The sequence below is a fragment of the Pseudomonas mendocina genome, from assembly GCF_003008615.1.
In the GTDB taxonomy this organism is placed as follows: Bacteria; Pseudomonadota; Gammaproteobacteria; order Pseudomonadales; family Pseudomonadaceae; genus Aquipseudomonas; species Aquipseudomonas mendocina_C.
Map to the genome: position 1 here is coordinate 4,463,688 of NZ_CP027657.1, position 23,775 is coordinate 4,487,462.

At 62.4% G+C, this 23,775-nt stretch carries 26 protein-coding genes; 24 read left to right on the plus strand and 2 right to left on the minus strand.

Features of this window, described 5'->3' with window-relative positions; translation table 11 throughout:
* Positions 1 to 115: 115 nt before the first annotated feature.
* From flhA to C7A17_RS20690, 14 genes are all read left to right on the plus strand, one after another.
* On the plus strand, positions 116 to 2,239 hold the full coding sequence (gene flhA, locus C7A17_RS20625; protein WP_106743074.1) for a flagellar biosynthesis protein FlhA: 2,124 nt from the start codon (positions 116 to 118) through the stop codon (positions 2,237 to 2,239).
* An 11-nt stretch (positions 2,240 to 2,250) separates the two neighbouring features.
* On the plus strand, positions 2,251 to 3,561 hold the full coding sequence (flhF, locus tag C7A17_RS20630) for a flagellar biosynthesis protein FlhF (RefSeq protein WP_106739909.1): 1,311 nt from the start codon (positions 2,251 to 2,253) through the stop codon (positions 3,559 to 3,561).
* Positions 3,562 to 3,650: 89 nt separating this feature from the next.
* Positions 3,651 to 4,481 (plus strand): flagellar synthesis regulator FleN, encoded by an 831-nt coding sequence (gene fleN / locus C7A17_RS20635; RefSeq protein WP_199796349.1) that lies wholly within the window; start codon positions 3,651 to 3,653, stop codon positions 4,479 to 4,481.
* Positions 4,478 to 5,224: an RNA polymerase sigma factor FliA gene (gene fliA, locus C7A17_RS20640; protein ID WP_170965121.1), complete on the plus strand. Its 747-nt coding sequence runs from the start codon at positions 4,478 to 4,480 to the stop codon at positions 5,222 to 5,224. The genes fleN and fliA overlap by 4 nt, the downstream gene beginning before the upstream one ends.
* Before the next feature lie 108 nt (positions 5,225 to 5,332).
* Positions 5,333 to 5,707 (plus strand): chemotaxis response regulator CheY, encoded by a 375-nt coding sequence (locus C7A17_RS20645; protein WP_169968482.1) that lies wholly within the window; start codon positions 5,333 to 5,335, stop codon positions 5,705 to 5,707.
* Between the two features lie 19 nt (positions 5,708 to 5,726).
* The gene (locus C7A17_RS20650) at positions 5,727 to 6,515 is read left to right on the plus strand and encodes a protein phosphatase CheZ (RefSeq protein ID WP_106739913.1); all 789 of its coding nucleotides are present in this window, start codon (positions 5,727 to 5,729) and stop codon (positions 6,513 to 6,515) included.
* A gap of 12 nt (positions 6,516 to 6,527) precedes the next feature.
* Positions 6,528 to 8,732, plus strand: coding sequence for a chemotaxis protein CheA (locus tag C7A17_RS20655; protein WP_106739916.1), 2,205 nt, complete (start codon positions 6,528 to 6,530; stop codon positions 8,730 to 8,732).
* A gap of 42 nt (positions 8,733 to 8,774) precedes the next feature.
* On the plus strand, positions 8,775 to 9,908 hold the full coding sequence (locus C7A17_RS20660) for a protein-glutamate methylesterase/protein-glutamine glutaminase (RefSeq protein ID WP_106739918.1): 1,134 nt from the start codon (positions 8,775 to 8,777) through the stop codon (positions 9,906 to 9,908).
* Positions 9,909 to 9,933: 25 nt separating this feature from the next.
* Positions 9,934 to 10,674 (plus strand): flagellar motor protein, encoded by a 741-nt coding sequence (locus tag C7A17_RS20665; RefSeq protein ID WP_106739921.1) that lies wholly within the window; start codon positions 9,934 to 9,936, stop codon positions 10,672 to 10,674.
* 12 nt (positions 10,675 to 10,686) lie between these two features.
* Positions 10,687 to 11,496, plus strand: a complete 810-nt coding sequence (motD, locus tag C7A17_RS20670) for a flagellar motor protein MotD (RefSeq protein ID WP_106739923.1) — start codon at positions 10,687 to 10,689, stop codon at positions 11,494 to 11,496.
* A gap of 82 nt (positions 11,497 to 11,578) precedes the next feature.
* Positions 11,579 to 12,367, plus strand: coding sequence for a ParA family protein (locus tag C7A17_RS20675; RefSeq protein ID WP_106739926.1), 789 nt, complete (start codon positions 11,579 to 11,581; stop codon positions 12,365 to 12,367).
* A gap of 84 nt (positions 12,368 to 12,451) precedes the next feature.
* Complete coding sequence (locus C7A17_RS20680; RefSeq protein WP_106739928.1) at positions 12,452 to 13,264, plus strand: CheW domain-containing protein; 813 nt, start codon at positions 12,452 to 12,454, stop codon at positions 13,262 to 13,264.
* Positions 13,265 to 13,359: 95 nt separating this feature from the next.
* Complete coding sequence (locus tag C7A17_RS20685) at positions 13,360 to 13,839, plus strand: chemotaxis protein CheW (RefSeq protein ID WP_003243242.1); 480 nt, start codon at positions 13,360 to 13,362, stop codon at positions 13,837 to 13,839.
* A 3-nt stretch (positions 13,840 to 13,842) separates the two neighbouring features.
* Complete coding sequence (locus C7A17_RS20690) at positions 13,843 to 14,256, plus strand: DUF2802 domain-containing protein (protein WP_106739930.1); 414 nt, start codon at positions 13,843 to 13,845, stop codon at positions 14,254 to 14,256.
* A gap of 23 nt (positions 14,257 to 14,279) precedes the next feature.
* Here C7A17_RS20690 and C7A17_RS20695 read toward each other — a convergent pair whose 3' ends face one another.
* Both C7A17_RS20695 and fliK read right to left on the minus strand, forming a co-directional pair.
* Positions 14,280 to 14,627, minus strand: a complete 348-nt coding sequence (locus tag C7A17_RS20695) for an EscU/YscU/HrcU family type III secretion system export apparatus switch protein (protein WP_106739932.1) — start codon at positions 14,625 to 14,627, stop codon at positions 14,280 to 14,282.
* Positions 14,624 to 16,156: a flagellar hook-length control protein FliK gene (gene fliK, locus C7A17_RS20700; RefSeq protein WP_106739935.1), complete on the minus strand. Its 1,533-nt coding sequence runs from the start codon at positions 16,154 to 16,156 to the stop codon at positions 14,624 to 14,626. Before fliK ends, C7A17_RS20695 begins: the two co-directional genes overlap by 4 nt.
* A 222-nt stretch (positions 16,157 to 16,378) precedes the next feature.
* On the opposite strand from fliK, the gene ccmA reads away from it, so the two are divergent.
* The 10 genes from ccmA (at position 16,379) to C7A17_RS20750 (ending at position 23,691) form a co-directional block, all read left to right on the plus strand.
* The gene (gene ccmA / locus C7A17_RS20705; RefSeq protein ID WP_106739937.1) at positions 16,379 to 17,023 is read left to right on the plus strand and encodes a cytochrome c biogenesis heme-transporting ATPase CcmA; all 645 of its coding nucleotides are present in this window, start codon (positions 16,379 to 16,381) and stop codon (positions 17,021 to 17,023) included.
* The gene (ccmB, locus tag C7A17_RS20710; RefSeq protein ID WP_037002833.1) at positions 17,020 to 17,691 is read left to right on the plus strand and encodes a heme exporter protein CcmB; all 672 of its coding nucleotides are present in this window, start codon (positions 17,020 to 17,022) and stop codon (positions 17,689 to 17,691) included. Before ccmA ends, ccmB begins: the two co-directional genes overlap by 4 nt.
* A 64-nt stretch (positions 17,692 to 17,755) precedes the next feature.
* Positions 17,756 to 18,511, plus strand: coding sequence for a heme ABC transporter permease (locus C7A17_RS20715; RefSeq protein ID WP_106739939.1), 756 nt, complete (start codon positions 17,756 to 17,758; stop codon positions 18,509 to 18,511).
* Positions 18,508 to 18,684: a heme exporter protein CcmD gene (ccmD, locus tag C7A17_RS20720; RefSeq protein WP_106739940.1), complete on the plus strand. Its 177-nt coding sequence runs from the start codon at positions 18,508 to 18,510 to the stop codon at positions 18,682 to 18,684. The genes C7A17_RS20715 and ccmD overlap by 4 nt, the downstream gene beginning before the upstream one ends.
* The gene (ccmE, locus tag C7A17_RS20725; RefSeq protein WP_106739942.1) at positions 18,681 to 19,169 is read left to right on the plus strand and encodes a cytochrome c maturation protein CcmE; all 489 of its coding nucleotides are present in this window, start codon (positions 18,681 to 18,683) and stop codon (positions 19,167 to 19,169) included. Before ccmD ends, ccmE begins: the two co-directional genes overlap by 4 nt.
* The gene (locus C7A17_RS20730; RefSeq protein ID WP_106739944.1) at positions 19,166 to 21,139 is read left to right on the plus strand and encodes a heme lyase CcmF/NrfE family subunit; all 1,974 of its coding nucleotides are present in this window, start codon (positions 19,166 to 19,168) and stop codon (positions 21,137 to 21,139) included. Before ccmE ends, C7A17_RS20730 begins: the two co-directional genes overlap by 4 nt.
* Positions 21,136 to 21,675: a DsbE family thiol:disulfide interchange protein gene (locus tag C7A17_RS20735; RefSeq protein ID WP_106739946.1), complete on the plus strand. Its 540-nt coding sequence runs from the start codon at positions 21,136 to 21,138 to the stop codon at positions 21,673 to 21,675. The genes C7A17_RS20730 and C7A17_RS20735 overlap by 4 nt, the downstream gene beginning before the upstream one ends.
* Positions 21,672 to 22,160, plus strand: a complete 489-nt coding sequence (locus C7A17_RS20740; protein ID WP_106739948.1) for a cytochrome c-type biogenesis protein — start codon at positions 21,672 to 21,674, stop codon at positions 22,158 to 22,160. The genes C7A17_RS20735 and C7A17_RS20740 overlap by 4 nt, the downstream gene beginning before the upstream one ends.
* Positions 22,157 to 23,368, plus strand: coding sequence for a c-type cytochrome biogenesis protein CcmI (ccmI, locus tag C7A17_RS20745; RefSeq protein WP_106739950.1), 1,212 nt, complete (start codon positions 22,157 to 22,159; stop codon positions 23,366 to 23,368). The genes C7A17_RS20740 and ccmI overlap by 4 nt, the downstream gene beginning before the upstream one ends.
* Entirely contained in the window at positions 23,365 to 23,691 is a 327-nt protein-coding gene (locus tag C7A17_RS20750; RefSeq protein WP_106739953.1) for a glycoside hydrolase family protein, read from the plus strand. The genes ccmI and C7A17_RS20750 overlap by 4 nt, the downstream gene beginning before the upstream one ends.
* Positions 23,692 to 23,775 lie beyond the last annotated feature (84 nt).

The following is a 23,775-nucleotide window of genomic DNA, read 5'->3' on the forward strand; positions in this document are numbered from 1 at the left end:
TGGCGCTGTTTTCGTTTGCGCCGGCGTTTCTGGAACGCTTCTTGCCATTACCCCTGTAAGGCGCAGCTCTGCGTCAAAAGATTGAATTGGCTGGGGTAGTCACGTGGCATTCAACATCAACCGCTCGCAAATCATCGGGGACGCTCGTGGCAACCTGGCCGGCCTGCGCCAGGGCAGTCTGGGTATCCCGCTGCTGTTGCTGGCGCTGCTGGGCATGGTCACGCTGCCGGTGCCGCCGCTGCTGCTCGACACCCTGTTCACGTTCAACATCGCCTTGTCCATCGTCGTACTGTTGGTCGCGGTCTATGCGCTGCGCCCGTTGGACTTTGCCGTATTCCCCACCATCCTGCTGGTCGCCACCTTGCTGCGCCTGGCGCTCAACGTCGCCTCCACGCGTGTCGTACTGCTGCACGGTCAGGAAGGCCCGCACGCCGCGGGCAAGGTGATCCAGGCCTTCGGCGAGGTGGTGATTGGCGGTAACTACGTGGTCGGCGTGGTGGTCTTCGCCATCCTGGTGATCATCAACTTCGTGGTGGTCACCAAGGGTGCCGGGCGGATTTCCGAAGTCAGCGCGCGTTTCACCCTCGATGCCATGCCCGGTAAGCAGATGGCCATCGACGCGGATCTGAACGCCGGTCTGATCGACCAGGCCGAAGCCAAGAAGCGTCGCTCCGAAGTCGCTCAGGAAGCGGACTTCTACGGTTCGATGGACGGTGCCAGCAAATTCGTTCGCGGCGATGCCATCGCCGGCCTGCTGATCATGTTCGTCACCCTGATCGGCGGTATGGCCATCGGCATGCTGCAGCATGGCCTGAGCTTTGCCGACGCGAGCAAGATCTACGCACTGCTGGTGATCGGTGACGGCCTGGTGGCGCAGATTCCCTCGCTGCTGCTGTCCACCGCCGCAGCCATCATGGTCACCCGCGTATCCAGTTCCGAAGACATGGGTCAGCAGGTCAACCGGCAGATGTTCGCTTCGCCGCGTGCGCTGGCTGTGGCGGCGATCATCCTGATCGTCATGGGCCTGGTGCCGGGTATGCCGCATGTCTCCTTCATTGGCCTGGGCCTGATCGCTGCCGGTGGCGCTTACTGGATCGCCAACAAGAAGCGCAGGGCTCAGGAGGCCGAGCAGCAGGAGGTGCAGCGTCAACAGGAGCTGATTCCGGCGCAGAAGGCGCAGGAGGTCAAAGAGCTGGGTTGGGACGACGTCATGCCTGTGGACATGGTCGGCCTGGAAGTTGGCTATCGCCTGATCCCGCTGGTCGATCGCAATCAGGGCGGGCAATTGCTGGCGCGGATCAAGGGCGTACGCAAGAAGCTGTCGCAGGAGATGGGCTTTCTCATGCCTTCGGTGCACATCCGCGATAACCTCGACCTGGCGCCCAACGCCTACCGTTTGACGCTGATGGGTGTCAGCGTGGCCGAAGCCGAGGTCTACCCGGATCGTGAATTGGCGATCAACCCCGGGCAGGTGTTTGGTCCCCTCAATGGCATCGCCGCCAAGGATCCGGCGTTCGGCCTGGAAGCCGTATGGATCGACCCCACTCAGCGTGATCAGGCGCAGTCGCTCGGTTATACCGTGGTCGATGCCAGTACCGTGGTTGCCACTCATCTCAACCAGATCCTGCACAAGCACGCTCACGAGCTGCTCGGGCATGAGGAAGTGCAGCAGCTCATGCAATTGCTGGCCAAGAGTTCGCCGAAGCTGGCCGAGGAGCTGGTGCCGGGGCTGGTGTCGCTGTCGACCCTGCTCAAGGTGTTGCAAGCGCTGTTGCAGGAGCAGGTGCCGGTGCGCGATATCCGCACCATCGCCGAAGCCATCGCCAACGTGGCGCCGAAGAGTCAAGATCCCGCCGCTATGGTCGCTGCCGTACGTGTGTCGTTGGCCCGCGCAATCGTGCAAAGCATTGTGGGACTAGAGCCGGAGCTGCCTGTGATCACCCTCGAACCGAGGTTGGAACAGATATTGCTCAATAGTCTGCAGAAGGCCGGTCAGGGCAGTGAGGATGGCATCCTCCTGGAACCGGGCATGGCCGAGAAGCTGCAGCGTTCCCTGGTGGAAGCGGCGCAGCGCCAGGAAATGCTCGGCAAGCCGGTGATTCTGCTGGTGGCCGGCCCGATCCGGGCGATGCTGTCGCGCTTCGCGCGGTTGGCGGTATCCAGCATGCACGTGTTGGCCTACCAGGAAATTCCGGACAACAAGCAGGTCACCATAGTCGCCACTGTGGGCCAGAACTGAGGTAAAGGGTCATGCAGGTCAAACGCTTCTTCGCCGCCGATATGCGAACCGCCATGAAACTGGTGCGTGACGAGCTGGGTGCCGATGCTGCGATCATCGGCAACCGCCGCGTGGCCGGTGGTGTCGAGCTGACTGCCGCGCTGGACTATCAGGTGACGCCGGCTCCGGTGCGCCCGAACCCGGCGCTGGAGGCCGAGCTGCGCAAGACCCAGGCGCGCATCGCCAGTGCCCAGGCCGAGCTCGCCACCCGTGCCGAGCAGGACGCCGGCAAGGATCGTCAGCTGTTCGCCAACGAATCTCTGCTGGCCCCCGAGCTGCCGGCCACTCCGGTCAAGCCGCAGCGCCCGGTCGAGGCCGCAGTGCCTGCTACGCCGGCTGTCGACCCCCGAGCGCTGGATGCCATGCGTTTCGAGCTGCACGGCCTGCGTGAGCTGATCGAAGTGCAACTGGGCTCCATTGCCTGGGGCCAACTGCAAAATCGTCGTCCGCAACAAGCCAATCTGTGGCGTCGCCTGCAGCGCATGGGCCTGTCTGCCGAGCTGTCGCAGGCGCTGCTGAGCAAGGTGGCAGGCGTGGCCGAGCCGCGTCAGGCCTGGCGCATGCTGCTGGCGCACCTGGCCCACGCGATCAGAACGCCGAAGGTAGAACCGCTGGAGGAGGGCGGGGTGATTGCCTTGGTCGGCCCGGCTGGCATGGGCAAGACCACCACCCTAGCCAAGCTGGCCGCGCGTTACGTGCTTAAGTACGGCGCGCAGCAGGTCGCTCTGGTGAGCATGGACAGTTACCGTATTGGCGCGCAGGAGCAACTCAAGACCCTGGGGCGTATCCTGGGGGTATCGGTGACTCAGGTCGATCCTGGTCAGTCGTTGCTGCAGGCGCTGACTCCGCTGGCGAAAAAGCGTGTGGTGCTCGTCGATACTGCGGGCCTGCCGGGTAACGATCCCGCACTGCGTCTGCAACTGGAAAGCCTGGCTTCGGCGCGTATCAATGCGAAAAATTATCTGGTTCTGGCTGCAACAAGTCAGAGCCAAGTGCTCAAGGCGGCCTACCATAGTTACAAGCGTTGTGGACTGGCAGGCTGCATACTGACGAAACTGGACGAGGCGGCGAGCCTGGGCGAGGTTTTAGGTCTGGCTATAGGCCAGCATCTGCCGGTAGCCTATGTCACGGACGGGCCGCGTATTCCGGACGATCTGCAGGTGCCGCGCAGTCATCAACTGGTCAGTCGCGCGGTAGGTTTGCAGGCCGCCGAGGAGCCGAGCGAAGATGCCATGGCGCAGATGTTCGCCGGGCTATACCACAGTCCGGCACGTGCCGGCTGAAGCGACGAGAACAGTGCATCCTCCCGCGTGGTTGGCGGGAGTGAACGGCCAAATGGCCAAGTCGAAGTTAGACAAGGTGTAGAAATAACATGGGTATGCATCCCGTACAGGTGATTGCGGTGACTGGCGGCAAGGGTGGCGTCGGCAAGACCAACGTGTCGGTCAATCTGTCCATGGCCCTGGCCGATCTCGGCCGTCGGGTGATGCTGATGGACGCTGACCTTGGCCTGGCCAACGTCGACGTTCTGTTGGGCCTGACGCCCAAGCGCACCCTGGCCGATGTGATCGCAGGTGAATGCGATCTGCGTGACGTGCTGCTGCAGGGGCCGGGCGGCATCCGTATCGTGCCGGCGGCGTCCGGTACGCAGAGCATGGTCAGTCTTACGCCGATGCAGCACGCCGGCCTGATCCAGGCATTCAGCGATATCAGCGAAAACCTGGACGTACTGGTGATCGATACTGCGGCCGGTATTGGCGATGCGGTGGTCAGCTTCGTTCGCGCGGCGCAGGAAATTCTCGTAGTGGTGTGCGATGAGCCGACCTCGATCACCGACGCCTACGCGCTGATCAAATTGCTCAATCGTGACCACGGTATCAGCCGCTTCCGCGTGTTGGCCAACATGGCCCACAGCCCGCAGGAAGGGCGCAATCTCTTTGCTAAGCTGACCAAGGTGACGGATCGTTTCCTCGATGTCGCCCTGCAGTATGTCGGTGCCGTGCCCTACGATGAGTGTGTGCGTAAAGCCGTGCAGAAGCAGCGTGCCGTCTATGAAGCCTTCCCACGATCCAAGTGCGCCCTGGCGTTCAAGGCGATAGCTCAGAAGGTCGACACCTGGCCGTTGCCGGCCAATCCCCGTGGCCATCTGGAATTTTTCGTCGAGCGTCTGGTGCATCAACCGACTGCAGACTCGGCCGTATGACAGCAGCCTCTGGACTTCGTATGTACAACAAGGCTCAGGCGCAGGATTCCCAGCATCAGCTGATCGAACGCTATGCGCCGCTGGTCAAGCGGATTGCCTATCACTTATTGGCCCGTCTGCCGGCCAGCGTGCAGGTCGATGACCTGATCCAGGCCGGCATGATCGGCCTGCTCGAAGCCTCGCGCAAATACGACTCCAGCAAGGGTGCCAGCTTCGAAACCTTCGCCGGTATCCGTATTCGTGGTGCCATGCTCGATGAGGTGCGCAAGGGGGATTGGGCGCCGCGTTCGGTACACCGCAACAGCCGTATGGTCAGCGATGCGATTCGTGTTGTTGAAGCCAGAACGGGGCGTGACGCTAAAGATCACGAAGTTGCGGCCGAACTCCAATTGAGTCTGGAGGATTACTACGGCATTCTTGGCGACACTTTGGGCAGCCGCCTGTTCAGCTTCGACGACCTGTTGCAGGACGGCGAGCATGGCGGGTTGCACGAAGACGCCGGGCACACCCACCTCGAACCTTCGCGGGACCTCGAAGACGAACGCTTCCAGGCGGCTTTGGCCGATGCCATCGCTGGTTTGCCGGAGCGTGAACGTCTCGTGCTGGCGCTGTATTACGACGAAGAACTGAACTTGAAAGAAATCGGCGAAGTGCTGGGGGTTAGCGAGTCACGCGTCAGCCAGTTGCATAGCCAGTGCGCAGCGCGTCTGCGTTCGCGGCTAAGTGAATGGCGCGCTGGCTGAACAGCGTATTCGCAGGCTTAAACGGCCTGTTAACGGTTTCATGATTAAAGGACGTGGTTGCGAGCGCAATACGTTTGGGACTGTACGGAGGTCGACTTGGACAAGAACATGAAAATCCTCATCGTTGACGATTTCTCGACGATGCGACGGATCATCAAGAACCTCTTGCGGGATTTGGGTTTCACCAACACCGCAGAAGCCGACGATGGCACCTCGGCGCTGCCGATGCTGCAAAGCGGCAGCTTCGACTTTCTGGTGACCGACTGGAACATGCCCGGTATGACCGGCATCGACCTGCTACGTGCCGTGCGCGCCGACGAACGTCTGAAGCACCTGCCGGTGTTGATGGTGACGGCCGAAGCCAAGCGCGATCAGATCATCGAGGCGGCCCAAGCCGGTGTGAACGGCTATGTGGTCAAACCCTTCACTGCCCAGGTGCTGAAGGAAAAGATCGAGAAGATCTTCGAGCGGGTCAACGGCTGATGTCGGCCGCGAGGGTGCTATGGAACACGATGACTCCACGCTGGGTGACCTTGAGTCGACCCTGAAAAGCAACGCCCGCGATCTGGTCGATAGCCTCGAACAAGGCAACTTCGGCGCCGCGGTACAACTGATTAATGAGCTCAACAAGGTTCGTGATCGTGGCCTGTATCACGAGGTCGGCAAGCTGACCCGTGAGCTGCACAATGCCATTGTCAATTTCCAGCTTGATCCGCGTATGCCGCATGCCCAGGAGCTGTCGCAGATCGCCGATGCCACCGAACGCCTGAATTATGTGGTCACCATGACCGAGAAGGCTGCCAACCGCACCATGGATCTGGTGGAGCAGAGCGCGCCGCTGGTCAATGACCTGAGCGATGAGGCGCAGAGTCTGAGCGTTGAGTGGGGCCGTTTCATGCGTCGTGAAATGGGCGCCGATGGCTTTCGTGAGTTGGCCAAGCGTATCGAACTGTTCCTCGCTCGCAGCGAGCGTGATGGCAACAAGCTCTCCAGCCATCTCAACGACATTTTGCTGGCGCAGGACTACCAGGATCTGACTGGCCAAGTGATCAAACGTGTCACCCAACTGGTGACCGAGGTGGAAAGCAACCTGCTCAAGCTGATGTTGATGGCCAGTCAGGTCGACCGTTTTGCCGGTATTCAGCACGATCACGAAGTGCTGCGCGCCGAACAGGAAAAATTAAAAGAGCCATCGCGGGGTGAAGGTCCGCAGATTCATGCCGATAAGCGTGATGACGTTGCCTCCAGCCAGGACGATGTCGACGACCTGCTGTCCAGCCTAGGGTTCTAAGGAGCACACAATATGAGCTTCGGCGCCGATGAAGAGATCCTCCAGGATTTCCTGGTAGAGGCCGGCGAGATTCTCGAACAGTTGTCCGAACAATTAGTCGAGCTGGAAAGCCGACCGGACGACATGAACCTGCTCAACGCCATCTTTCGCGGTTTCCATACCGTCAAGGGCGGAGCGGGCTTCCTCCAGCTCAATGAGTTGGTGGAGTGCTGCCATATCGCCGAAAACGTCTTCGACATCCTGCGCAAGGGTGAGCGTCGCGTCGATTCGGAATTGATGGATGTGGTGCTCGAGGCTCTTGATGCTGTCAATGGCATGTTCGGCGAGGTGCGTGAGCGCCGCGAGCCGACACCTGCCTCTCCTGAGCTGCTGGCTGCATTGGCGCGCCTGGCTGAGCCGGCGGGTGCCGATTCGGCTCCTGCTCCAGCTCCTGCACGTGAGCCTGAGCCTGTAGCAGCGCCCGAGCCGGTTGCTGTGGCTGCCGCTCCTGGCGATATCACCGACAGTGAGTTCGAGCAACTGCTCGATGCCCTGGGCGATGCGCCGGCAAGCGAAAACGTCGCGGCTGGTGATGAAATTACCGACGACGAGTTCGAGTCTCTGCTCGATCAGTTGCATGGCAAGGGGCAGTTCACCGGCACGGTCGAGGCTTCGGCTGACGTTGCCGTCGCGGCTGTACCGGCCGCAGCTCCGACTGGGGACGATATTACCGACGACGAATTCGAGGCTCTGCTCGATCAGTTGCACGGCAAGGGCCAGTTTTCCGCTGCACCTGAAGTGGCCGCTCCAGTCGCCGCGACTGCCGAAGCTGCTGCGCCGGTCAGTGACGATATTACCGATGACGAGTTCGAATCCCTGCTCGATCAGCTGCATGGCAAAGGCAAATTCGTTCCTCCGAGCGAGCCGGCGCCGGCACCTGCTGCGGTAGCCAAGCCTGCTGCAGCCAAGGTCGCTCCGCCCAAGCCCGCCGCCAAGGCCGAGCCTGCCGCTGCGCGTACCCCGGCTGCTCCAGCACCGGCCGTGGACAAAGCGGCAGCGCCTGCGAGCGAGGCGGAGACCACCGTGCGCGTCGATACCGCGCGCCTCGACGAGATCATGAATATGGTCGGCGAGTTGGTGCTGGTGCGTAACCGCCTGGTACGCCTGGGGCTCAACAGCGGCGACGAGGCCATGTCCAAGGCCGTGTCGAACCTCGACGTGGTGACTGCGGATCTGCAGACGTCGGTGATGAAGACCCGTATGCAGCCGATCAAGAAGGTCTTCGGTCGCTTCCCTCGCCTCGTGCGCGATTTGGCGCGCAGCCTGAAGAAGGAAATCAACCTCGAGCTGGTGGGTGAAGAAACCGATCTCGACAAGAACCTGGTCGAGGCGCTCGCCGACCCACTGGTGCACTTGGTACGTAATGCCGTCGACCACGGTGTGGAAACCCCGGAAGAGCGCGAGAAGGCTGGCAAGGCTCGCGCGGGCCGTGTGGTGCTGTCCGCCGAGCAGGAGGGCGATCACATCCTGCTGTCGATCACCGACGATGGCAAAGGCATGGATGCCGACGTGCTGCGCGCCAAGGCCGTCGAAAAAGGCCTGCTGGACAAGGACGCGGCCGACCGTCTGAACGAATTCGAGTGCTACAACCTGATCTTCGCTCCGGGCTTCTCGACCAAGACCGAGATTTCCGATGTGTCCGGCCGTGGCGTTGGCATGGATGTGGTGAAAACCAAGATTTCTCAGCTCAACGGCACGGTCAACGTGTTCTCGCAGAAGGGCCAGGGCTCGAAAATCATCATCAAGGTGCCATTGACCCTGGCGATCATGCCGACGCTGATGGTGATGCTGGAGAATCAGGCCTTTGCTTTCCCGCTGGTCAACGTCAACGAAATCTTCCACCTCGACCTGTCGCGTACCAACGTGGTCGATGGCCAGGAAGTGGTGATCGTGCGTGACAAGGCGCTGCCACTGTTCTATCTCAAGCGCTGGCTGGTGCCGCAGGCTTTCCACGAAGGACAGCGCGAGGGGCATGTGGTGATCCTTACCGTCGGCAGCCAACGCATCGGCTTTGTCGTCGATCAATTGGTCGGTCAGGAAGAAGTGGTAATCAAGCCACTGGGCAAGATGCTTCAGGGCACGCCCGGGATGTCCGGCGCCACGATCACTGGTGATGGACGCATCGCGTTGATTCTCGACGTACCGAGCATGCTCAAGCGCTATGCTCGGCGTTTCTGATGGTTGCGGCGCAGGCGAGGCCTGCGCTGGCTAGGAGTGTGTATGGCAGTTAAGGTTCTGGTGGTGGACGACTCCGGTTTTTTCCGCCGGCGCGTTTCGGAAATTCTGTCTGCTGACCCCAGTATTCAGGTCGTGGGCACAGCCACCAATGGGCGGGAAGCCATCGATCAGGCGTTGGCGCTCAAGCCCGACGTGATTACCATGGATTACGAGATGCCGATGATGGACGGCATCACTGCGGTACGAAACATCATGCAGCGCTGCCCGACGCCAGTATTGATGTTTTCCTCGCTGACTCATGAAGGCGCTCGTGTCACCCTCGATGCGCTGGATGCCGGGGCAGTGGACTTCCTGCCGAAGAATTTCGAGGACATCTCGCGCAATCCCGAGAAGGTCAAGCAGATGCTGTGCGAGAAGGTGCATACCATCGCGCGCAGCAATCGCCGTTTCAGCTCGGCCGCAGTAGCGCCGACTGCGGCCAGTCCGGCAGCGGCGCCGACTAGTCGTCCTGCTGTTGCTCCAGTACGTCCGGCCACGCCCGCCGTCACGCCGCGTACTGCACCGACTCCAAGCACTTCCAGTGCCGCGCCGAGTTCGGCTGCGCCCAAGCGCAAGTCTTACAAACTGGTGGCCATTGGTACCTCCACCGGCGGCCCGGTGGCACTGCAACGTGTACTGACGCAATTGCCGGCCAATTTCCCGGCACCGCTGGTGTTGATCCAGCATATGCCGGCAGCTTTCACCAAGGCCTTTGCCGAGCGCCTGGACAAGCTCTGCCGCATCCAGGTCAAGGAAGCCGAGGATGGCGATGTACTACGCCCTGGCCTGGCGCTGCTGGCTCCTGGCGGCAAGCAGATGATGGTCGATGCCCGTGGCGTGGTGAAGATTCTGCCGGGCGACGAGCGCCTCAACTACAAGCCTTGCGTGGATATCACCTTCGGTTCGGCGGCCAAGTCCTATGGCGACAAGGTACTGGCCGTGGTACTGACCGGCATGGGTGCCGATGGCCGTGAAGGTGCGCGTCTGCTCAAGCAGGGTGGCAGCCAGGTCTGGGCGCAGGATGAAGCCAGTTGCGTGATCTATGGCATGCCGATGGCCGTGGTCAAGGCCAGCCTCGCCGATGCGATCTACAGCCTGGATGACATCGGTCGGCATCTGACCGAGGCCTGCCAATGATGAAGGCTGAGTCGAGCGTGTCTGCATGGATGTATTGAGCCTAATCGGCGTCATCCTGGCGTTCGTCGCGATACTGGGTGGCAACTATCTGGAAGGTGGCAACGCCGGGGCTCTGCTCAATGGCCCGGCGGCCCTGATCGTTATCGGCGGCACCTTGGGCGCGGCGTTCCTGCAGGCACCCGTCAGCGTGTTCAAGCGCGCCATGGGTATCGTGCGCTGGATCTTCTTTCCGCCGCGCATAGACCTGGTGGGTGGCATCAACCGGGTCGTTGGCTGGAGCATGGTGGCGCGCAAGGAAGGTCTGCTCGGCCTCGAGTCGGTGGCCGATGCCGAGCCCGATCCCTATGCGCGCAAGGGCCTGCAATTGCTGGTCGACGGTGCCGAGCCGGAATCCATTCGCAGCATCCTGGAGGTCGATCTTTACACCCAGGAAGCACGCGATATCCAGGCGGCCAAGGTATTCGAGAGCATGGGCGGCTACGCGCCGACCATCGGCATCATCGGTGCGGTAATGGGCCTGATCCACGTGATGGGTAACCTGGCTGACCCGAGCATGCTCGGCAGCGGTATCGCCGTGGCCTTCGTCGCCACCATCTATGGCGTCGGCTTCGCCAACCTGTTGCTGTTGCCGATCGGCAACAAGCTCAAGTCCATTGCGTTGCGCCAGTCGCGCTATCGCGAGATGTTGCTGGAGGGCATCCTGTCCATCGCCGAGGGTGAGAACCCGCGCTCCATCGAACTGAAGCTGCAAGGCTTCATGGACTGATGGAGGAATGGCATGGCACGCAGGCGGCACCAGGAAGAACATGAGAACCATGAGCGTTGGCTGGTTTCCTACGCCGATTTCATCACGCTGCTGTTCGCCTTCTTCGTGGTGATGTATTCGATCTCCTCGATCAACGAAGGCAAGTACAAGATCCTCTCGGAGTCGCTGACAGGCGTATTCAACCAGCCTGACCGCGCGATCAAGCCCATTCCGGTGGGTGAAGAGCGGCCACGCACCAGCGAGCCCGACAACACCGCACTGGACGATCCCAGCTCGGACGCCACCTTGCAGAGCATTGCCTCCAGTGTGCGCGAAGTGTTCGGCGAGTTGATCCAGAGCGACCAGTTGACCCTACGCGGCAACGAGATGTGGATCGAGATCGAGCTGAGCTCGAGTCTGCTGTTTCCCAGCGGCGACGCCATTCCGAACAATCAGGCATTCGACATTATCGAGAAGGTCGCCAAGATTCTGGCACCGTATCAGAATCCGGTAAAAGTCGAAGGCTTCACTGACAACCTGCCGATTCAGACCGCCCAGTACCCAACCAACTGGGAGTTGTCTTCGGCGCGCGCGGCGAGCATCGTGCGTATGCTGGCTATGGATGGCGTCGACCCTTCGCGTTTGGCGGCTGTCGGTTACGGTGAGTTCCAGCCGGTGGCCGACAATGCCACGGCGGAGGGTAGGGGGCGCAATCGCCGGGTGGTGCTGGTGATTTCGCGCAACCTCGAAACCCGCCGTAGTGATGGCAGCGCTGCGACTCAGCAGTCCGAGGCTGGCACGCAACCTGCACCGGCGTCTGCGTCGGGGGTTCCACAGTCGTGAGCCGTCAAATCCCAGTCGCCTGCTGCGTGCGTGCGACAGCCATTCTCGGCCTGAGCGCCTCTTGCCGGGAGGATGAGAGAACATGAAAGTCTGGGCAGTAGCCAATCAGAAAGGTGGGGTCGGCAAGACCACCACCTCCATCGCCCTGGCAGGCCTGTTGGCCGATGCGGGCAAACGTGTGGTCGTGGTCGACCTCGATCCGCATGGATCGATGACCAGTTATTTCGGCCATGATCCCGATGCGCTGGAGCACAGTTGCTTCGACCTGTTTCTGCACCAAGGCAATGTGCCGCAAGGCTTGCCCAAGCAGTTGCTACACAGCACTAGCCATGAAAGTATTTCCCTGTTGCCATCGAGCACCGCGCTGGCCACGCTCGAGCGCCAATCACCTGGGCAGAACGGCCTGGGCTTGGTGATCGCCAAGAGCCTGGCGCAGCTGTGGGGCGATTTCGATCACGCCGTTATCGACAGTCCGCCCTTGCTCGGCGTGCTGATGGTCAATGCCCTGGCGGCCAGCCAGCAGTTGGTTATCCCCGTACAGACCGAGTTCCTGGCGGTCAAGGGCCTGGAGCGCATGATCAGCACCCTGGCGATGATCAATCGTTCGCGCAAGCAGGCCTTGCCCTACACTATCGTGCCAACGCTGTTCGATCGCCGTACCCAGGCGTCCATGAGCACCTTGCGCGTGCTGCGCAATACCTATCCCGAGCATCTGTGGCCGGCGTACATTCCGGTCGATACGCGCTTGCGTGATGCCAGTCGCGCCGGCCGCACGCCATCCCAGTTCGACGCCAATAGCCGCGGCGTGATCGCCTATCGTGCCCTGCTCAAACACCTGCTGACTCATCAGCCAGCGGCGCAGGTAGCCTGAAATGAACGTCTGTGTTGAACTGTGCTCAAGTCGGGCCGTGCTGCGGCCGATAGGCTATGAAGCTTTCCATTCCGGGTTTCAGTCATGAGTCGTAACCTCGCCACAGCCACGCGTTCCCAGCTGGCCTTGCAGTCATACCTAGATGGTCTGCTGCAGGAGGCTGCTGCCGAGTTGGAGATGTCCGTCAGTCTCGACGAGTTCGAGGCTGCGGTGCTCGAGGAGCAGGTGCGCGATGCGCGTCTGATCGAGCCCGTCGCGTTTGCCGAGATCGTCGAACCACCGGTGCTCGCAGCAGTGGAGGTCGCGCCAGTCGAGTTGCTTGCGCCGGTGCAAGCGCCTGCCGTCGAGGACATCGCGCCCCCTGTGGTTGCCGCTGTGGTGGATTTCGCCACGCAACCTGCTGGTGTTCTGGCGGATGGGCGGCCGACCTGGGCTGAAGAGCCGTTCGAATGCCTGTTGTTCGATGTCGCCGGGTTGACCCTGGCGGTACCGCTGATCTGCCTGGGGTCGATCTATCCGCTGGAAGGACAGGAGCTGACGCCGTTGTTCGGCCAGCCGGAATGGTTCCTCGGCATCCTGCCGAGCCAGGCCGGCAACCTGAAAGTGCTGGATACCGCGCGCTGGGTGATGCCTGATCGCTATCGCGATGATTTTCGCGATGGCTTGCAGTACGTGATTTCGGTACAAGGCTACGAGTGGGGGCTGGCCGTGCATCAGGTCAGCCGCTCGATTCGCCTTGATCCGAGTGAGGTCAAGTGGCGCAGTCAGCGGACCCAGCGGCCCTGGCTGGCGGGCACGGTGATCGAGCATATGTGCGCACTGCTCGACGTCGCGGCCTTGGCCGAGTTGATCGCCAGCGGTGGTGCCAAACGCCTGGCCGCAGGAAAACTGCATTGAGAATTGGTGAGCCTGCGTCAGCGGGCTCTATAGTTGATGACAAGCGGGTCGACCCGCGCATGCCGCACTGAGCGGTTTTTGACGAGGCTAGGGACATGAAGAAAAGTTCTGCACAAGGTGCCGAAGATCCGATTCTGCAGTGGGTGACCTTTCGCCTGGATAACGAAACCTATGGCATCAACGTGATGCAGGTGCAGGAAGTGCTGCGCTACACCGAGATTGCCCCGGTGCCGGGTGCGCCGAGCTACGTGTTGGGCATCATCAACCTGCGTGGCAACGTGGTCACCGTGATCGATACCCGCCAGCGTTTCGGCCTGGGTTCTGCGCCGGTCACCGATAACACTCGCATCGTCATCATCGAGGCGGACAAGCAGGTGGTCGGCATCCTGGTCGATAGCGTGGCCGAAGTGGTCTACCTGCGTCAGTCCGAGATCGAGACCGCGCCGAATGTCGGCAACGACGAGTCGGCCAAGTTCATCCAGGGCGTGTGCAACAAGAACGGCGAGCTGTTGATCCTGGTCGAGTTGGACAAGATGATGTCCGAGGAAGAATGGTCGGAGCTGGAGAGCATCTGAGCCATGTCCGAGTTTGCCATGCTTGCTGCGGCCCTGGCCTTCGTGGTGCTGCTATGCGTGGCACTGGGCATCGTCTGCAACGGCCTGTATCGCAATCAGCAGCGCATGCTGGCGGAGCAGGCCAAGCGCGATGCAGTGCGTGACAGTCGGATCCGCGAACTCAGCAAGCGCCTGGATGCCTACCTGACTGGCAGCATTCGCATGGGCGAGGAACTGCACGAGTTGCGCCGGGTGGTGGCGCCGCTACCTGACAAGGTCAGCCAGATCGAGCAGCGTGATCCGGACAGCCTGTCCTTCACTCAGGCTGCCCGGCTGGTGGGGATGGGCGCCAGCGTCGATGACCTCACCCAGTCCTGCGGCCTGAGCACGGCCGAAGCCGAGCTGATCAGTCGCTTGCATCGGCCCAAGACGCAATAGTTCAACCGCATCTTTTCCCTACTTCAGCGAGTTGGCCCGCTTAGGCGAGGCAGCGGCGGCGTGACGTCGCGCTCGGCTTCTTCCCCGGGAGTGAAACCCTCGGGCGCCTTGCCTTGCAGGTACCAGGCGAAGGCAATGATTTCGGCGATGCAGCGATACAATGATTCGGGAATCGCGTCGCCCAGTTCCAGGCGCGCCAGCAGGCGTACCAGTTCGGCATTTTCATAGATTGGCACTTCGTACTCGCGGGCGATGGCGAGGATGGCCTCGGCCAGCTCGTCATCGCCCTTGGCGCTGAGTATCGGCGCACTCTGCCCGTCGTAATTGAGGGCGATGGCCTGGCGAGCTTCGGGGGGCGCTTTACGGCTCATGCGGTTTCGTCCACCCAGCGTTGTTCCAGCGAGGTCTTCGGCCCCTGGGGCGGCATGCCCTGACTGCAGGCCAACTCGCCTACCTCCAAGCCAGCAGACTGCAGGCGCTCACGCAGGTTGCCCAGCTCGGCGCTGATCAGCGATGCGGTATCGGCGCGCTCGGCCCACAGCTGGCTGGAGAGGCTGCCGCGCAGTAGCTGGGCACGAACCTGCAGCGGGCCCAGGTGATCCAGATCGAAGGCCAGGTCGATTCGCCAGAGGGTTTCCTTGGGTTCGTTCTTCTCGCCCTTGGCGTTCTGTTCCTCGCGCTGCAGCTTGATCTGCAGCGGAATCACTTCCTGTTGATGGCGCATCGGCAGCTCAAGCTGCCAGGTGGTCAGCAGGTTGCCGTTGGCGTCTACCTGAGTCTGCGCCAGGCTCGATAGCTGGTGGGTCTGCAGCCTGGATATGGCAGCAGCGGCGAGCTTGAGCAGGGTTTCCAGGTCGGCCTCACCGTCCATGTTCTGCAGCAGTCGTGAGGGCAGGGGAAAGGTTAGTGCCTGCTGGCGGGCCGTACCGTTGGCGTTGACGCCGAGTAGTTGCCTGGCCAGGTTCGGCAGATTCTGGCTGAGGGCGTTCTGCAGGCCGCTCAGGGTGCCGGCGCCGCCGGGCAGTTGTGGGGCCAGTTGCGCGATCAGGCGCAGCAGGTTGGCTTTGAGATCCTGCGCCAGGCCACTGGTCTGGCCTTGTAGCAGTTTGGCCTCAAGCAGTAGGCCACTGCCTTCGAGCGCCTGCGCCAGGCCCTTGGCGGTGCTGAGTTGGCTGCTGTCGGGGAGGGCGCCGAGCAGCTTGTCGATACTGCCGCGCAGCGCGTCGTCAGTACCGGCCAGTCCTTGCAAGCCTTTGAACAAGCCTTCCAGCGAGGCCTGGCGGTTTTGCTGGGCGGCCAGTTGCTGGCCTAGAACCAACTGATCGAGGCGGCCGCTGAGCGGTAGAAAGGCGAGGCTCTGGCTGCCTTGTACCTGGGCGCTGAGCAGGCTGCCGAGCGGCAGGTTCAGGGGGCTGTCGATGGCCAGCTTGTTGCCGGCCAGCGGTGTGTTGAGCAGGTTGACCACCAGGCGATAGATCGTTTGTGCATTCTGCGCAGGCATCGGGGCATTGCTGATGACCTTGCCCTGTACCAGCGTGCCGGGTGGTAGTTGCTGCAGGTCGAGCTTGGTCAGGGCCTTGTCGCCACCGGGTTGCAGCAGCACGCTCAGGCGCGTGTCAGACAGTGCAGTAACGGTCAGGGCAGTGCCCTGCGCCAGCGGCCGCGAGCTGTCCGCCTGCACGGTCGCCTGGCGGCCGCCCTCCAGCGTCAGCTTGAGCAGCAATTGAAAGCTCTGCGCTTGCTCGCGTACGGCGATCACTTCGGCCTTGGCACTTTCACCGGCGGCCAGCATGCCTTCCAGCGGTTGCAGCAGGCGCACGGCCATATCGGCGGCCGTCGCCGTACTGCGGATGACCGGCGCCGAAGGGGGAAGCGGGCGTGGGCTGCTGATTTCGCTCATGGGCTCTCGTATAGGCTCCGTCCATCGAAGGTGCCGTAGGGGGCGCCGTGCGTCGGCTGGCGTTACATACTGCGCACCCTACGCGATTCACACCCTGTCGAAAATGCTGACTGCGGGGACAGTGGCGCGCCATGTATAATGCCGCCCCGCTGCGCATAGTACCTCCGGCATGCGTCAGTATAGCGGCCGGAGCACCGTCGACTTTAACCCTGCCAGGTATCGATGACCCGTCCCGTTCCCCTTCTAGAAGCCGTGGCGCTCAGCTGTGAGCGGGATTGGCGCATGCTTTTCGAGCAGTTGGCGTTTCGCCTCGACGCTGGCGACATGCTGCAGATCAGTGGGCCCAATGGCAGCGGCAAGACCAGCCTGCTGCGCCTGATTGCCGGTCTGCGCCAGCCGACCGCCGGCGATATCCTGCTGCAGGGCAAGGCCTTGTCCGAGCAACGCAGTGAGCTAGCGCGCAACCTGCTGTGGATCGGTCATGCCGCCGGCATCAAGGGCCTGCTGACTGCCGAAGAGAATCTGGCCTGGCTCTGCGCGCTGCACCGTCCTTCCAGCCGCGAGGCGATCTGGCAGGCGCTTGAGGCGGTCGGTCTGCGTGGTTTTGAGGACGTTCCCTGTCACACCCTGTCTGCTGGCCAGCAGCGCCGCGTGGCCCTGGCGCGCCTGTACCTTGCCGATACGCCGCCGCTGTGGGTGCTCGATGAACCCTTCACCGCTTTGGACAAGAGCGGTGTGGCGCAACTCGAAGCGCACTTGGCCGGGCACTGCGAACGCGGTGGTGTGGTGGTGCTGACCACTCACCACAGCCTGCAGCACAAGCCGGTGACCTATCGCGACCTGGATCTGGGGCAACACGCCGCATGAGTAACGTCTTCACTCAGCTGCTGTCGCGCGAGATGCGCCTGTTGGCGCGCCGCCCGTCCGATCTGGCCAACCCCCTGGTGTTCTTCGCCATCGTCATCGCCCTGTTTCCATTGGCGGTGGGGCCGGAGACGCAATTGTTGCAAACCCTTTCTCCGGGCCTGGTCTGGGTAGCGGCGCTTTTGGCCGTGCTGCTCTCGCTGGACGGGCTTTTCCGCAGTGATTTCGAGGACGGCTCGCTCGAGCAGTGGGTCCTTTCGTCGCACCCCCTGCCTCTTCTGGTGTTGGCCAAGGTGCTGGCACACTGGCTGTTCAGTGGGCTGGCGCTGGTTTTGCTGGCGCCCTTGCTGGCGCTGATGCTCGGTTTGCCAGGGCGTTGCCTGCCGGTTCTGCTGATTTCCCTGCTGCTTGGCACCCCGGTGCTGAGCCTGCTCGGCGCGGTGGGCGCGGCGCTCACCGTGGGCCTCAAGCGCGGCGGCCTGCTGCTGGCGCTGCTGATTCTGCCGCTGTACATCCCGGTGCTGATCTTGGGCAGCGGGGCGTTGCAGGCGGCCCTGCAAGGACTGCCGGCGACCGGTCATCTGTTGTGGCTGGCCAGCCTCACCGCCTTGGCGGTGACCCTGACACCTTTTGCGATTGCCGCCGGTCTGACCATCAGCGTCGGCGAATAAGAACGAACCGTGACTGACATCTGACCGGATAGCCGCCGGATCAGGCCTGAATAATGAGTCGAGCATGAACTGGACGTGGTTTCACAAATGGGGTTCGCCCAAGTGGTTCTATGAGATGAGCGGCCGCTGGCTGCCCTGGCTCAGCATCGCTGCCGTATTGCTGATCGCCGTTGGGCTGGTCTGGGGGCTGGCTTTCGCGCCGCCGGACTACCAGCAGGGCAACAGCTTTCGCATCATCTACATCCACGTTCCTGCGGCCTTTCTCGCTCAGTCCATCTACGTCACGTTGGCCATTGCCGGTCTGGTCGGCCTGGTGTGGAAGATGAAACTGGCCGACGTTGCGCTGCAGCAAGCCGCGCCCATCGGCGCCTGGATGACTGCCATCGCACTGCTCACCGGCGCCATCTGGGGCAAGCCGACCTGGGGCACCTACTGGGTCTGGGACGCGCGCCTGACTTCGATGCTGATCCTGCTGTTCCTCTACTTCGGTGTCATCGCCCTGGGCAACGCCATCAGCAACCGCGACAGTGCCGCCAAGGCCTGCGCCGTGCTGGCTATTGTCGGCGTGGTGAATATCCCGATCATCAAGTACTCGGTGGAGTGGTGGAACTCGTTGCACCAGACCGCCACTTTCAAGGTCACCGAGAAGCCCGCGATGCCCGTCGAGATGTGGCTGCCGCTGCTGCTCGCGGTGTTGGGTTTCTACTGTTTCTTTGGCGCTGTGCTGCTCTATCGCATGCGCCTGGAAGTGCTCAAGCGTGAATCGCGCAGCAGCTGGGTGAAAGCCGAAGTGCAGAACCTGGTGGAGGGCAAAGCATGAGTTTCTCGTCCTTTGCCGAGTTCCTTGCCATGGGCACCCATGGCCCCTACGTCTGGAGCGCCTACGGCATCAGCCTGGCGATCCTGGCGTTGAATGTGGCGTTGCCGATCCTGGCGCGCCGCCGTTACCTGCAAGACGAGGCGCGTCGTTTGCGCCGGGAGAAGTCGAAGTGAATCCGGTTCGCAAGAAACGTCTGTACATCGTCCTGGCCATCCTCTGCGGCGTCAGTATCGCCGTAGCGCTGGCGCTGACCGCATTGCAGGAGAACATCAACCTGTTCTACACCCCAAGCCAGATCGCCAATGGTGAGGCGCCGGTCGATACGCGTATCCGCGCTGGCGGTTTGGTGGAGGAGGGCTCGGTGAAGCGTTCGGCCGATTCGTTGGAAGTGGACTTCATCGTCACCGATGGCGCGCACGGTGTGACCATTCGCTATCAGGGCATCCTGCCGGATCTGTTCCGTGAAGGGCAGGGCATCGTCGCCCTGGGCCGGGTCAACGAAGAGGGCGTGCTGGTGGCCGACGAGGTACTGGCCAAGCACGACGAGAACTACATGCCGCCTGAAGTCATGCAGGCGCTGGAAAAGAGCGGAATGATGCAGAAGCACGATGAGGCCAAGGCCGCCAAGCAGGGCTATCAGCAGGAGAGCGCGCAATGATTCCCGAGCTCGGCCATCTGGCGATGATCCTGGCGTTGTGCCTGTGCCTGGTGCAGGCGACCCTGCCACTGATCGGCGCCTGGCGTGGCGACCACCAGTGGATGAGCCTGGCGCAGCCGGCGGCATGGGGGCAATTCGCCTTCCTGCTGTTCTCCTTTCTGTGCCTGACCTATGCCTTCATGGTCGACGATTTTTCCGTCGCCTACGTGGCCAACAACTCCAACACGGCGCTGCCCTGGTATTACAAGTTCAGCGCCGTATGGGGCGCGCACGAAGGCTCCCTGTTGTTGTGGGCGCTGATCCTGGCGGGCTGGACCTTTGCTGTGGCGATCTTCTCGCGCCACCTGCCGGAAGAGATGCTCGCCCGCGTGCTGGCGGTGATGGGCATGATCAGCGTCGGCTTCCTGCTGTTTCTGATCGTCACCTCCAACCCCTTCGAGCGTCTGCTGCCGAACTCGCCTGTCGACGGTCGTGACCTCAACCCGCTGCTGCAGGACTTCGGCCTGATCGTGCATCCGCCGATGTTGTACATGGGGTATGTCGGCTTCTCGGTGGCCTTCGCCTTCGCCATCGCCGCGCTGCTGGGCGGCAAGCTCGACGCCGCTTGGGCACGCTGGTCGCGTCCGTGGACGATCATTGCCTGGGCCTTCCTCGGCATCGGTATCGCCCTGGGTTCCTGGTGGGCCTATTACGAGCTGGGTTGGGGCGGCTGGTGGTTCTGGGATCCGGTGGAGAACGCCTCCTTCATGCCCTGGCTGGTGGGTACCGCGTTGATTCACTCGCTGGCGGTGACCGAGAAGCGTGGCGTGTTCAAGAGCTGGACGGTGCTGCTGGCCATCGCAGCGTTCTCCCTCAGTCTGCTGGGCACCTTCCTGGTTCGTTCTGGCGTCTTGACCTCGGTACACGCCTTCGCAACCGATCCGGAGCGCGGCGTGTTCATCCTCGCCTTCCTGCTGGTGGTGGTCGGTGGTTCGCTGGCGCTGTTCGCCCTGCGCGCGCCTGTGGTCAAGAGCCAGGTCGGTTTCGGTCTGTGGTCGCGTGAGACGTTGCTGCTGGTCAACAACATCGTGCTCATCGTGGCGGCTGCGATGATCCTGCTCGGCACGCTCTACCCGCTGGTGCTCGATGCCCTGACCGGCGCCAAGCTCTCTGTCGGCCCGCCTTACTTCAATGCCTTGTTCCTGCCGTTGATGGCGCTGCTGATGGCGGTGATCGCGGTCGGCGTCATCGTGCGCTGGAAGGACACGCCGCTGAACTGGCTGGGCCGCATGCTGGCCCCGGTGCTGGTGGCCAGCGTGGTACTGGCGCTGATCGCCACCTTCGTTCACGGCGACTTCCACTGGGCGGTGCTGGCGGTCTGTCTGCTGGCCTTCTGGGTGGTGCTGGCGGGTGTGCGCGACATCCTCGACAAGACGCGCCACAAGGGCTTGATCAAGGGCCTGCCGAGCCTGACTCGCAGTTACTGGGGCATGCAGATGGCGCACCTGGGCTTTGCCGTGTGCGCTCTGGGTGTGGTGCTGACCAGCCTGGGCAGCTACGAGCGCGACCTGCGCATGGCGCCGGGTGACTCGGTAGAACTGGCTGGTTATCGCTTCCAGTTCGAGGGCGCGGTGCATCATGAAGGCCCCAACTTCATCTCCGACAAGGGCACGGTGCGGATCTTCGACGGTGAGCGCCAGATCAAGGTGCTGCATCCGGAGAAGCGCCTGTACACCGTGCAGCAGTCGACCATGACCGAGGCAGGCATCGATGCCGGTTTCACCCGTGACCTGTTCGTCGCCCTGGGTGAGCCGCTGGAGCAGGGTGCCTGGGCCGTGCGCATTCACATCAAGCCCTTCGTCCGTTGGATCTGGCTCGGCGGCTTGCTGATGGCCTTCGGCGGCTTCCTCGCTGCAGCCGACAAGCGCTACCGGATCAAGGTCAGAACCCGCGTGCGTGATGCTCTGGGCTTGCAGGAGGCCAACGCATGAGACGTTTGCTGCTGCTTTTGCCGCTGCTGGCCTTTCTCAGCATCGCGGTATTTCTCTACCGCGGCTTGTTCCTCGATCCGTCGGAGCTGCCCTCGGCGTTGATCGGCAAGCCGTTCCCGGCCTTCAGCCTGCCGGCGCTGGACAACCCCGAGCGCACCCTGACCCAGGACGACCTCAAGGGCAAGCCGGCCCTGGTCAACGTCTGGGCCACCTGGTGCCCGGCCTGCCGTCACGAACACCCGGTGCTGAACAAGCTGGCCGAAGCCGGTGTGGTGATCCACGGTATCAACTACAAGGATCAGCGTGAGCCGGCGCAGAAATGGCTGCGTGATCTGCACAATCCCTACCAGCTCAATATCGAGGACGCCAAGGGCAGCCTCGGTCTCGACCTGGGTGTATACGGTGCACCGGAAACCTTCTTCATAGACGCCAAGGGCATCATCCGCCACAAGTACGTCGGAGCCATCGACGAGCGTATCTGGCGTGAAAAACTGGCGCCGGTCTATCAGGAACTGGTCGACGAGGCTCAGCCATGAAGCGCCTGCTGATTTCCGTCGGCCTGGCGCTCGGTCTGCTGGCCAGCGCTCATGCCGCCATCGATACCTTCGAGTTCGCCAACGAGGCTGAGCGCCAGCGTTATCGCAACCTGGTCGAAGAGCTGCGCTGCCCGAAATGCCAGAACCAGAACATCGCCGACTCCGATGCGCCGATTGCCATGGATCTGCGCGGCGAAATCTACCGCATGCTGGAAGAGGGCAAGAGCAACGAGGAAATCATCGATTTCCTGGTCTCGCGCTATGGCGACTTCGTGCTCTACAAGCCACCGCTGACCAGTCGCACGCTGCTGCTCTGGTACGGCCCGGCCGGCCTGCTGGTGATCGGCTTCGGCGTGCTTGGCGTGATTCTGCTGCGCCGCCGCGGGCAGCAGAAAAGCCGTTCGGCCGCAGGCCTCTCCGCTGATGAGCAACAGCGCCTCGCCGCGTTGCTCGACCAAGCCTCTCAGGACAAGAAAGACCGATGATCGATTTCTGGTTGCCCGCCGGGCTGCTGTTGCTGACTGCCCTGGCATTTCTGCTGATTCCGGTGCTGCGTATTCGCAAGCTGCAGGCTGAAGAAGACCGCACCGCACTCAACGTCACGCTTTATCAGGAACGTCTGCAGGAGCTGGAAACCCAACGCCAGGCTGGCGTGCTCGATGACGCCCAGCTCGAAGCCGGCCGCGCCGAGGCCGCTCGCGAGCTGCTGGATGACACCGAGGGCGTGCAGCGCCGCAGCAGCGTGCTCGGTGGCAAGATTCCATTGGTATCGGCATTGCTGGTGCCGGTGCTGGGCGTTGCGCTGTACCTGCACTGGGGTGCCATCGATCAGGTCGAGATGACGCGTCAAATGGCTGCTCAGCAACCGCAGAGCATCGAAGAGATGACCGCGCGTCTGGAACAGACCGTCAAGGATCAGCCCGAGTCGGCCGAAGCCTGGTACTTCCTCGGCCGTACCTACATGGCTCAGGAGCGTGCGAACGACGCGGCCAAGGCCTTCGAGCAGGCGGTGAACCTGGCTGGTCGTGCGCCGGAGTTGCTCGGTCAGTGGGCTCAGGCCCTGTATTTCGCCCGCGACAAACAATGGAGCGGCGAGCTGCAGGCGTTGACCGACGAGGCGCTCAAGGCAGATCCTGAAGAGGTCACCAGCCTCGGCCTGCTCGGTATCGCGGCCTATGAAAGCCAGCGCTATGCCGATGCCGTACGCTACTGGGAGCGCCTGGTTGCCGTGCTGCCGGAGCAGGACCCATCGCGCATGGCGATTGCCAGTGGTATCGAGCGTGCCCGTCAGCAGATTGGCGAAGGCGAGAGCCCGAGTGCTGCAGCCGAACCGACTGCCAAGGTCCATGCGCTGGAGGTGAGTGTGTCGCTGACGCCTGAAGTGCAGGCCCAGGTGCAGCCTGACGATGCCGTCTTCGTCTTCGCTCGCGCCCTCAGTGGTCCGCCGATGCCGTTGGCGGTCAAACGACTGAAGGTCTCTGACCTGCCGACCCAGATCAGCCTTTCCGATGTGGATGCGATGATGCCCGAGCTCAAACTGTCTCGTTTCGACCAGGTACAACTGGTGGCCCGCGTTTCTCGCGAAGGCAACGCTACCAAGGGCGAGTGGATCGGCCAGAGCGGCCCGGTCTCCAACATTGCCCGTGACACCCAGGCGCTGCTGATCGACAGCCGCGACGGGCAAGCCCAATGAAGCGCCTGGCGCTGCTCTGCGTGCTTGGGCTCGGCCTCAGCGGCTGTGTCCTGCAACAGCCGAGCGCGCCAGTCGGTGAGCTGCCACCGGCACAGCAACCCTCGCACCCGCGCTACGCACCGCCGCCTGGGGTCAAGAGCCACTGGAACCCGGCGTTGGGTGTCTACGTGGTCGAAGGTGCGCGCGATCTGTACTACCGCGAGCGTATCTTCTATCGCTTCGATGGCGGCTGGAGCTGGTCGCCACGGCCGGCAGGGCCTTGGCAGGAGACGGACAGCTCGGGGATTCCGCCTGGGTTGTTTCGTCAGTATCAGAACCGCTGAGGGCTCTGCTCTGCCTGCTTCATTCAACGGCGCCTTGGGCGCCGTTGTTCGTTTAATGGGAGAAAGTGCGGCGATCATGTGTTT

What these genes read in the sequence shown, in the direction of transcription:
- C7A17_RS20690 (WP_106739930.1), top strand. Translation starts at nt 13,843, where the DNA reads ATGTCCGAGTTTGCCATGCTTGCTGCGGCCCTGGCCTTCGTGGTGCTG.
- C7A17_RS20695 (WP_106739932.1), bottom strand. Translation starts at nt 14,627, where the DNA reads ATGAGCCGTAAAGCGCCCCCCGAAGCTCGCCAGGCCATCGCCCTCAAT.
- C7A17_RS20740 (WP_106739948.1), top strand. Translation starts at nt 21,672, where the DNA reads ATGAAGCGCCTGCTGATTTCCGTCGGCCTGGCGCTCGGTCTGCTGGCC.
- ccmI (WP_106739950.1), top strand. Translation starts at nt 22,157, where the DNA reads ATGATCGATTTCTGGTTGCCCGCCGGGCTGCTGTTGCTGACTGCCCTG.
- C7A17_RS20730 (WP_106739944.1), top strand. Translation starts at nt 19,166, where the DNA reads ATGATTCCCGAGCTCGGCCATCTGGCGATGATCCTGGCGTTGTGCCTG.
- fleN (WP_199796349.1), top strand. Translation starts at nt 3,651, where the DNA reads ATGGGTATGCATCCCGTACAGGTGATTGCGGTGACTGGCGGCAAGGGT.
- ccmA (WP_106739937.1), top strand. Translation starts at nt 16,379, where the DNA reads ATGACCCGTCCCGTTCCCCTTCTAGAAGCCGTGGCGCTCAGCTGTGAG.
- flhF (WP_106739909.1), top strand. Translation starts at nt 2,251, where the DNA reads ATGCAGGTCAAACGCTTCTTCGCCGCCGATATGCGAACCGCCATGAAA.
- C7A17_RS20685 (WP_003243242.1), top strand. Translation starts at nt 13,360, where the DNA reads ATGAAGAAAAGTTCTGCACAAGGTGCCGAAGATCCGATTCTGCAGTGG.
- C7A17_RS20650 (WP_106739913.1), top strand. Translation starts at nt 5,727, where the DNA reads ATGGAACACGATGACTCCACGCTGGGTGACCTTGAGTCGACCCTGAAA.
- C7A17_RS20675 (WP_106739926.1), top strand. Translation starts at nt 11,579, where the DNA reads ATGAAAGTCTGGGCAGTAGCCAATCAGAAAGGTGGGGTCGGCAAGACC.
- motD (WP_106739923.1), top strand. Translation starts at nt 10,687, where the DNA reads ATGGCACGCAGGCGGCACCAGGAAGAACATGAGAACCATGAGCGTTGG.
- C7A17_RS20735 (WP_106739946.1), top strand. Translation starts at nt 21,136, where the DNA reads ATGAGACGTTTGCTGCTGCTTTTGCCGCTGCTGGCCTTTCTCAGCATC.
- C7A17_RS20660 (WP_106739918.1), top strand. Translation starts at nt 8,775, where the DNA reads ATGGCAGTTAAGGTTCTGGTGGTGGACGACTCCGGTTTTTTCCGCCGG.
- C7A17_RS20665 (WP_106739921.1), top strand. Translation starts at nt 9,934, where the DNA reads ATGGATGTATTGAGCCTAATCGGCGTCATCCTGGCGTTCGTCGCGATA.
- C7A17_RS20750 (WP_106739953.1), top strand. Translation starts at nt 23,365, where the DNA reads ATGAAGCGCCTGGCGCTGCTCTGCGTGCTTGGGCTCGGCCTCAGCGGC.
- fliK (WP_106739935.1), bottom strand. Translation starts at nt 16,156, where the DNA reads ATGAGCGAAATCAGCAGCCCACGCCCGCTTCCCCCTTCGGCGCCGGTC.
- C7A17_RS20655 (WP_106739916.1), top strand. Translation starts at nt 6,528, where the DNA reads ATGAGCTTCGGCGCCGATGAAGAGATCCTCCAGGATTTCCTGGTAGAG.
- C7A17_RS20715 (WP_106739939.1), top strand. Translation starts at nt 17,756, where the DNA reads ATGAACTGGACGTGGTTTCACAAATGGGGTTCGCCCAAGTGGTTCTAT.
- C7A17_RS20645 (WP_169968482.1), top strand. Translation starts at nt 5,333, where the DNA reads ATGAAAATCCTCATCGTTGACGATTTCTCGACGATGCGACGGATCATC.
- ccmB (WP_037002833.1), top strand. Translation starts at nt 17,020, where the DNA reads ATGAGTAACGTCTTCACTCAGCTGCTGTCGCGCGAGATGCGCCTGTTG.
- ccmD (WP_106739940.1), top strand. Translation starts at nt 18,508, where the DNA reads ATGAGTTTCTCGTCCTTTGCCGAGTTCCTTGCCATGGGCACCCATGGC.
- C7A17_RS20680 (WP_106739928.1), top strand. Translation starts at nt 12,452, where the DNA reads ATGAGTCGTAACCTCGCCACAGCCACGCGTTCCCAGCTGGCCTTGCAG.
- fliA (WP_170965121.1), top strand. Translation starts at nt 4,478, where the DNA reads ATGACAGCAGCCTCTGGACTTCGTATGTACAACAAGGCTCAGGCGCAG.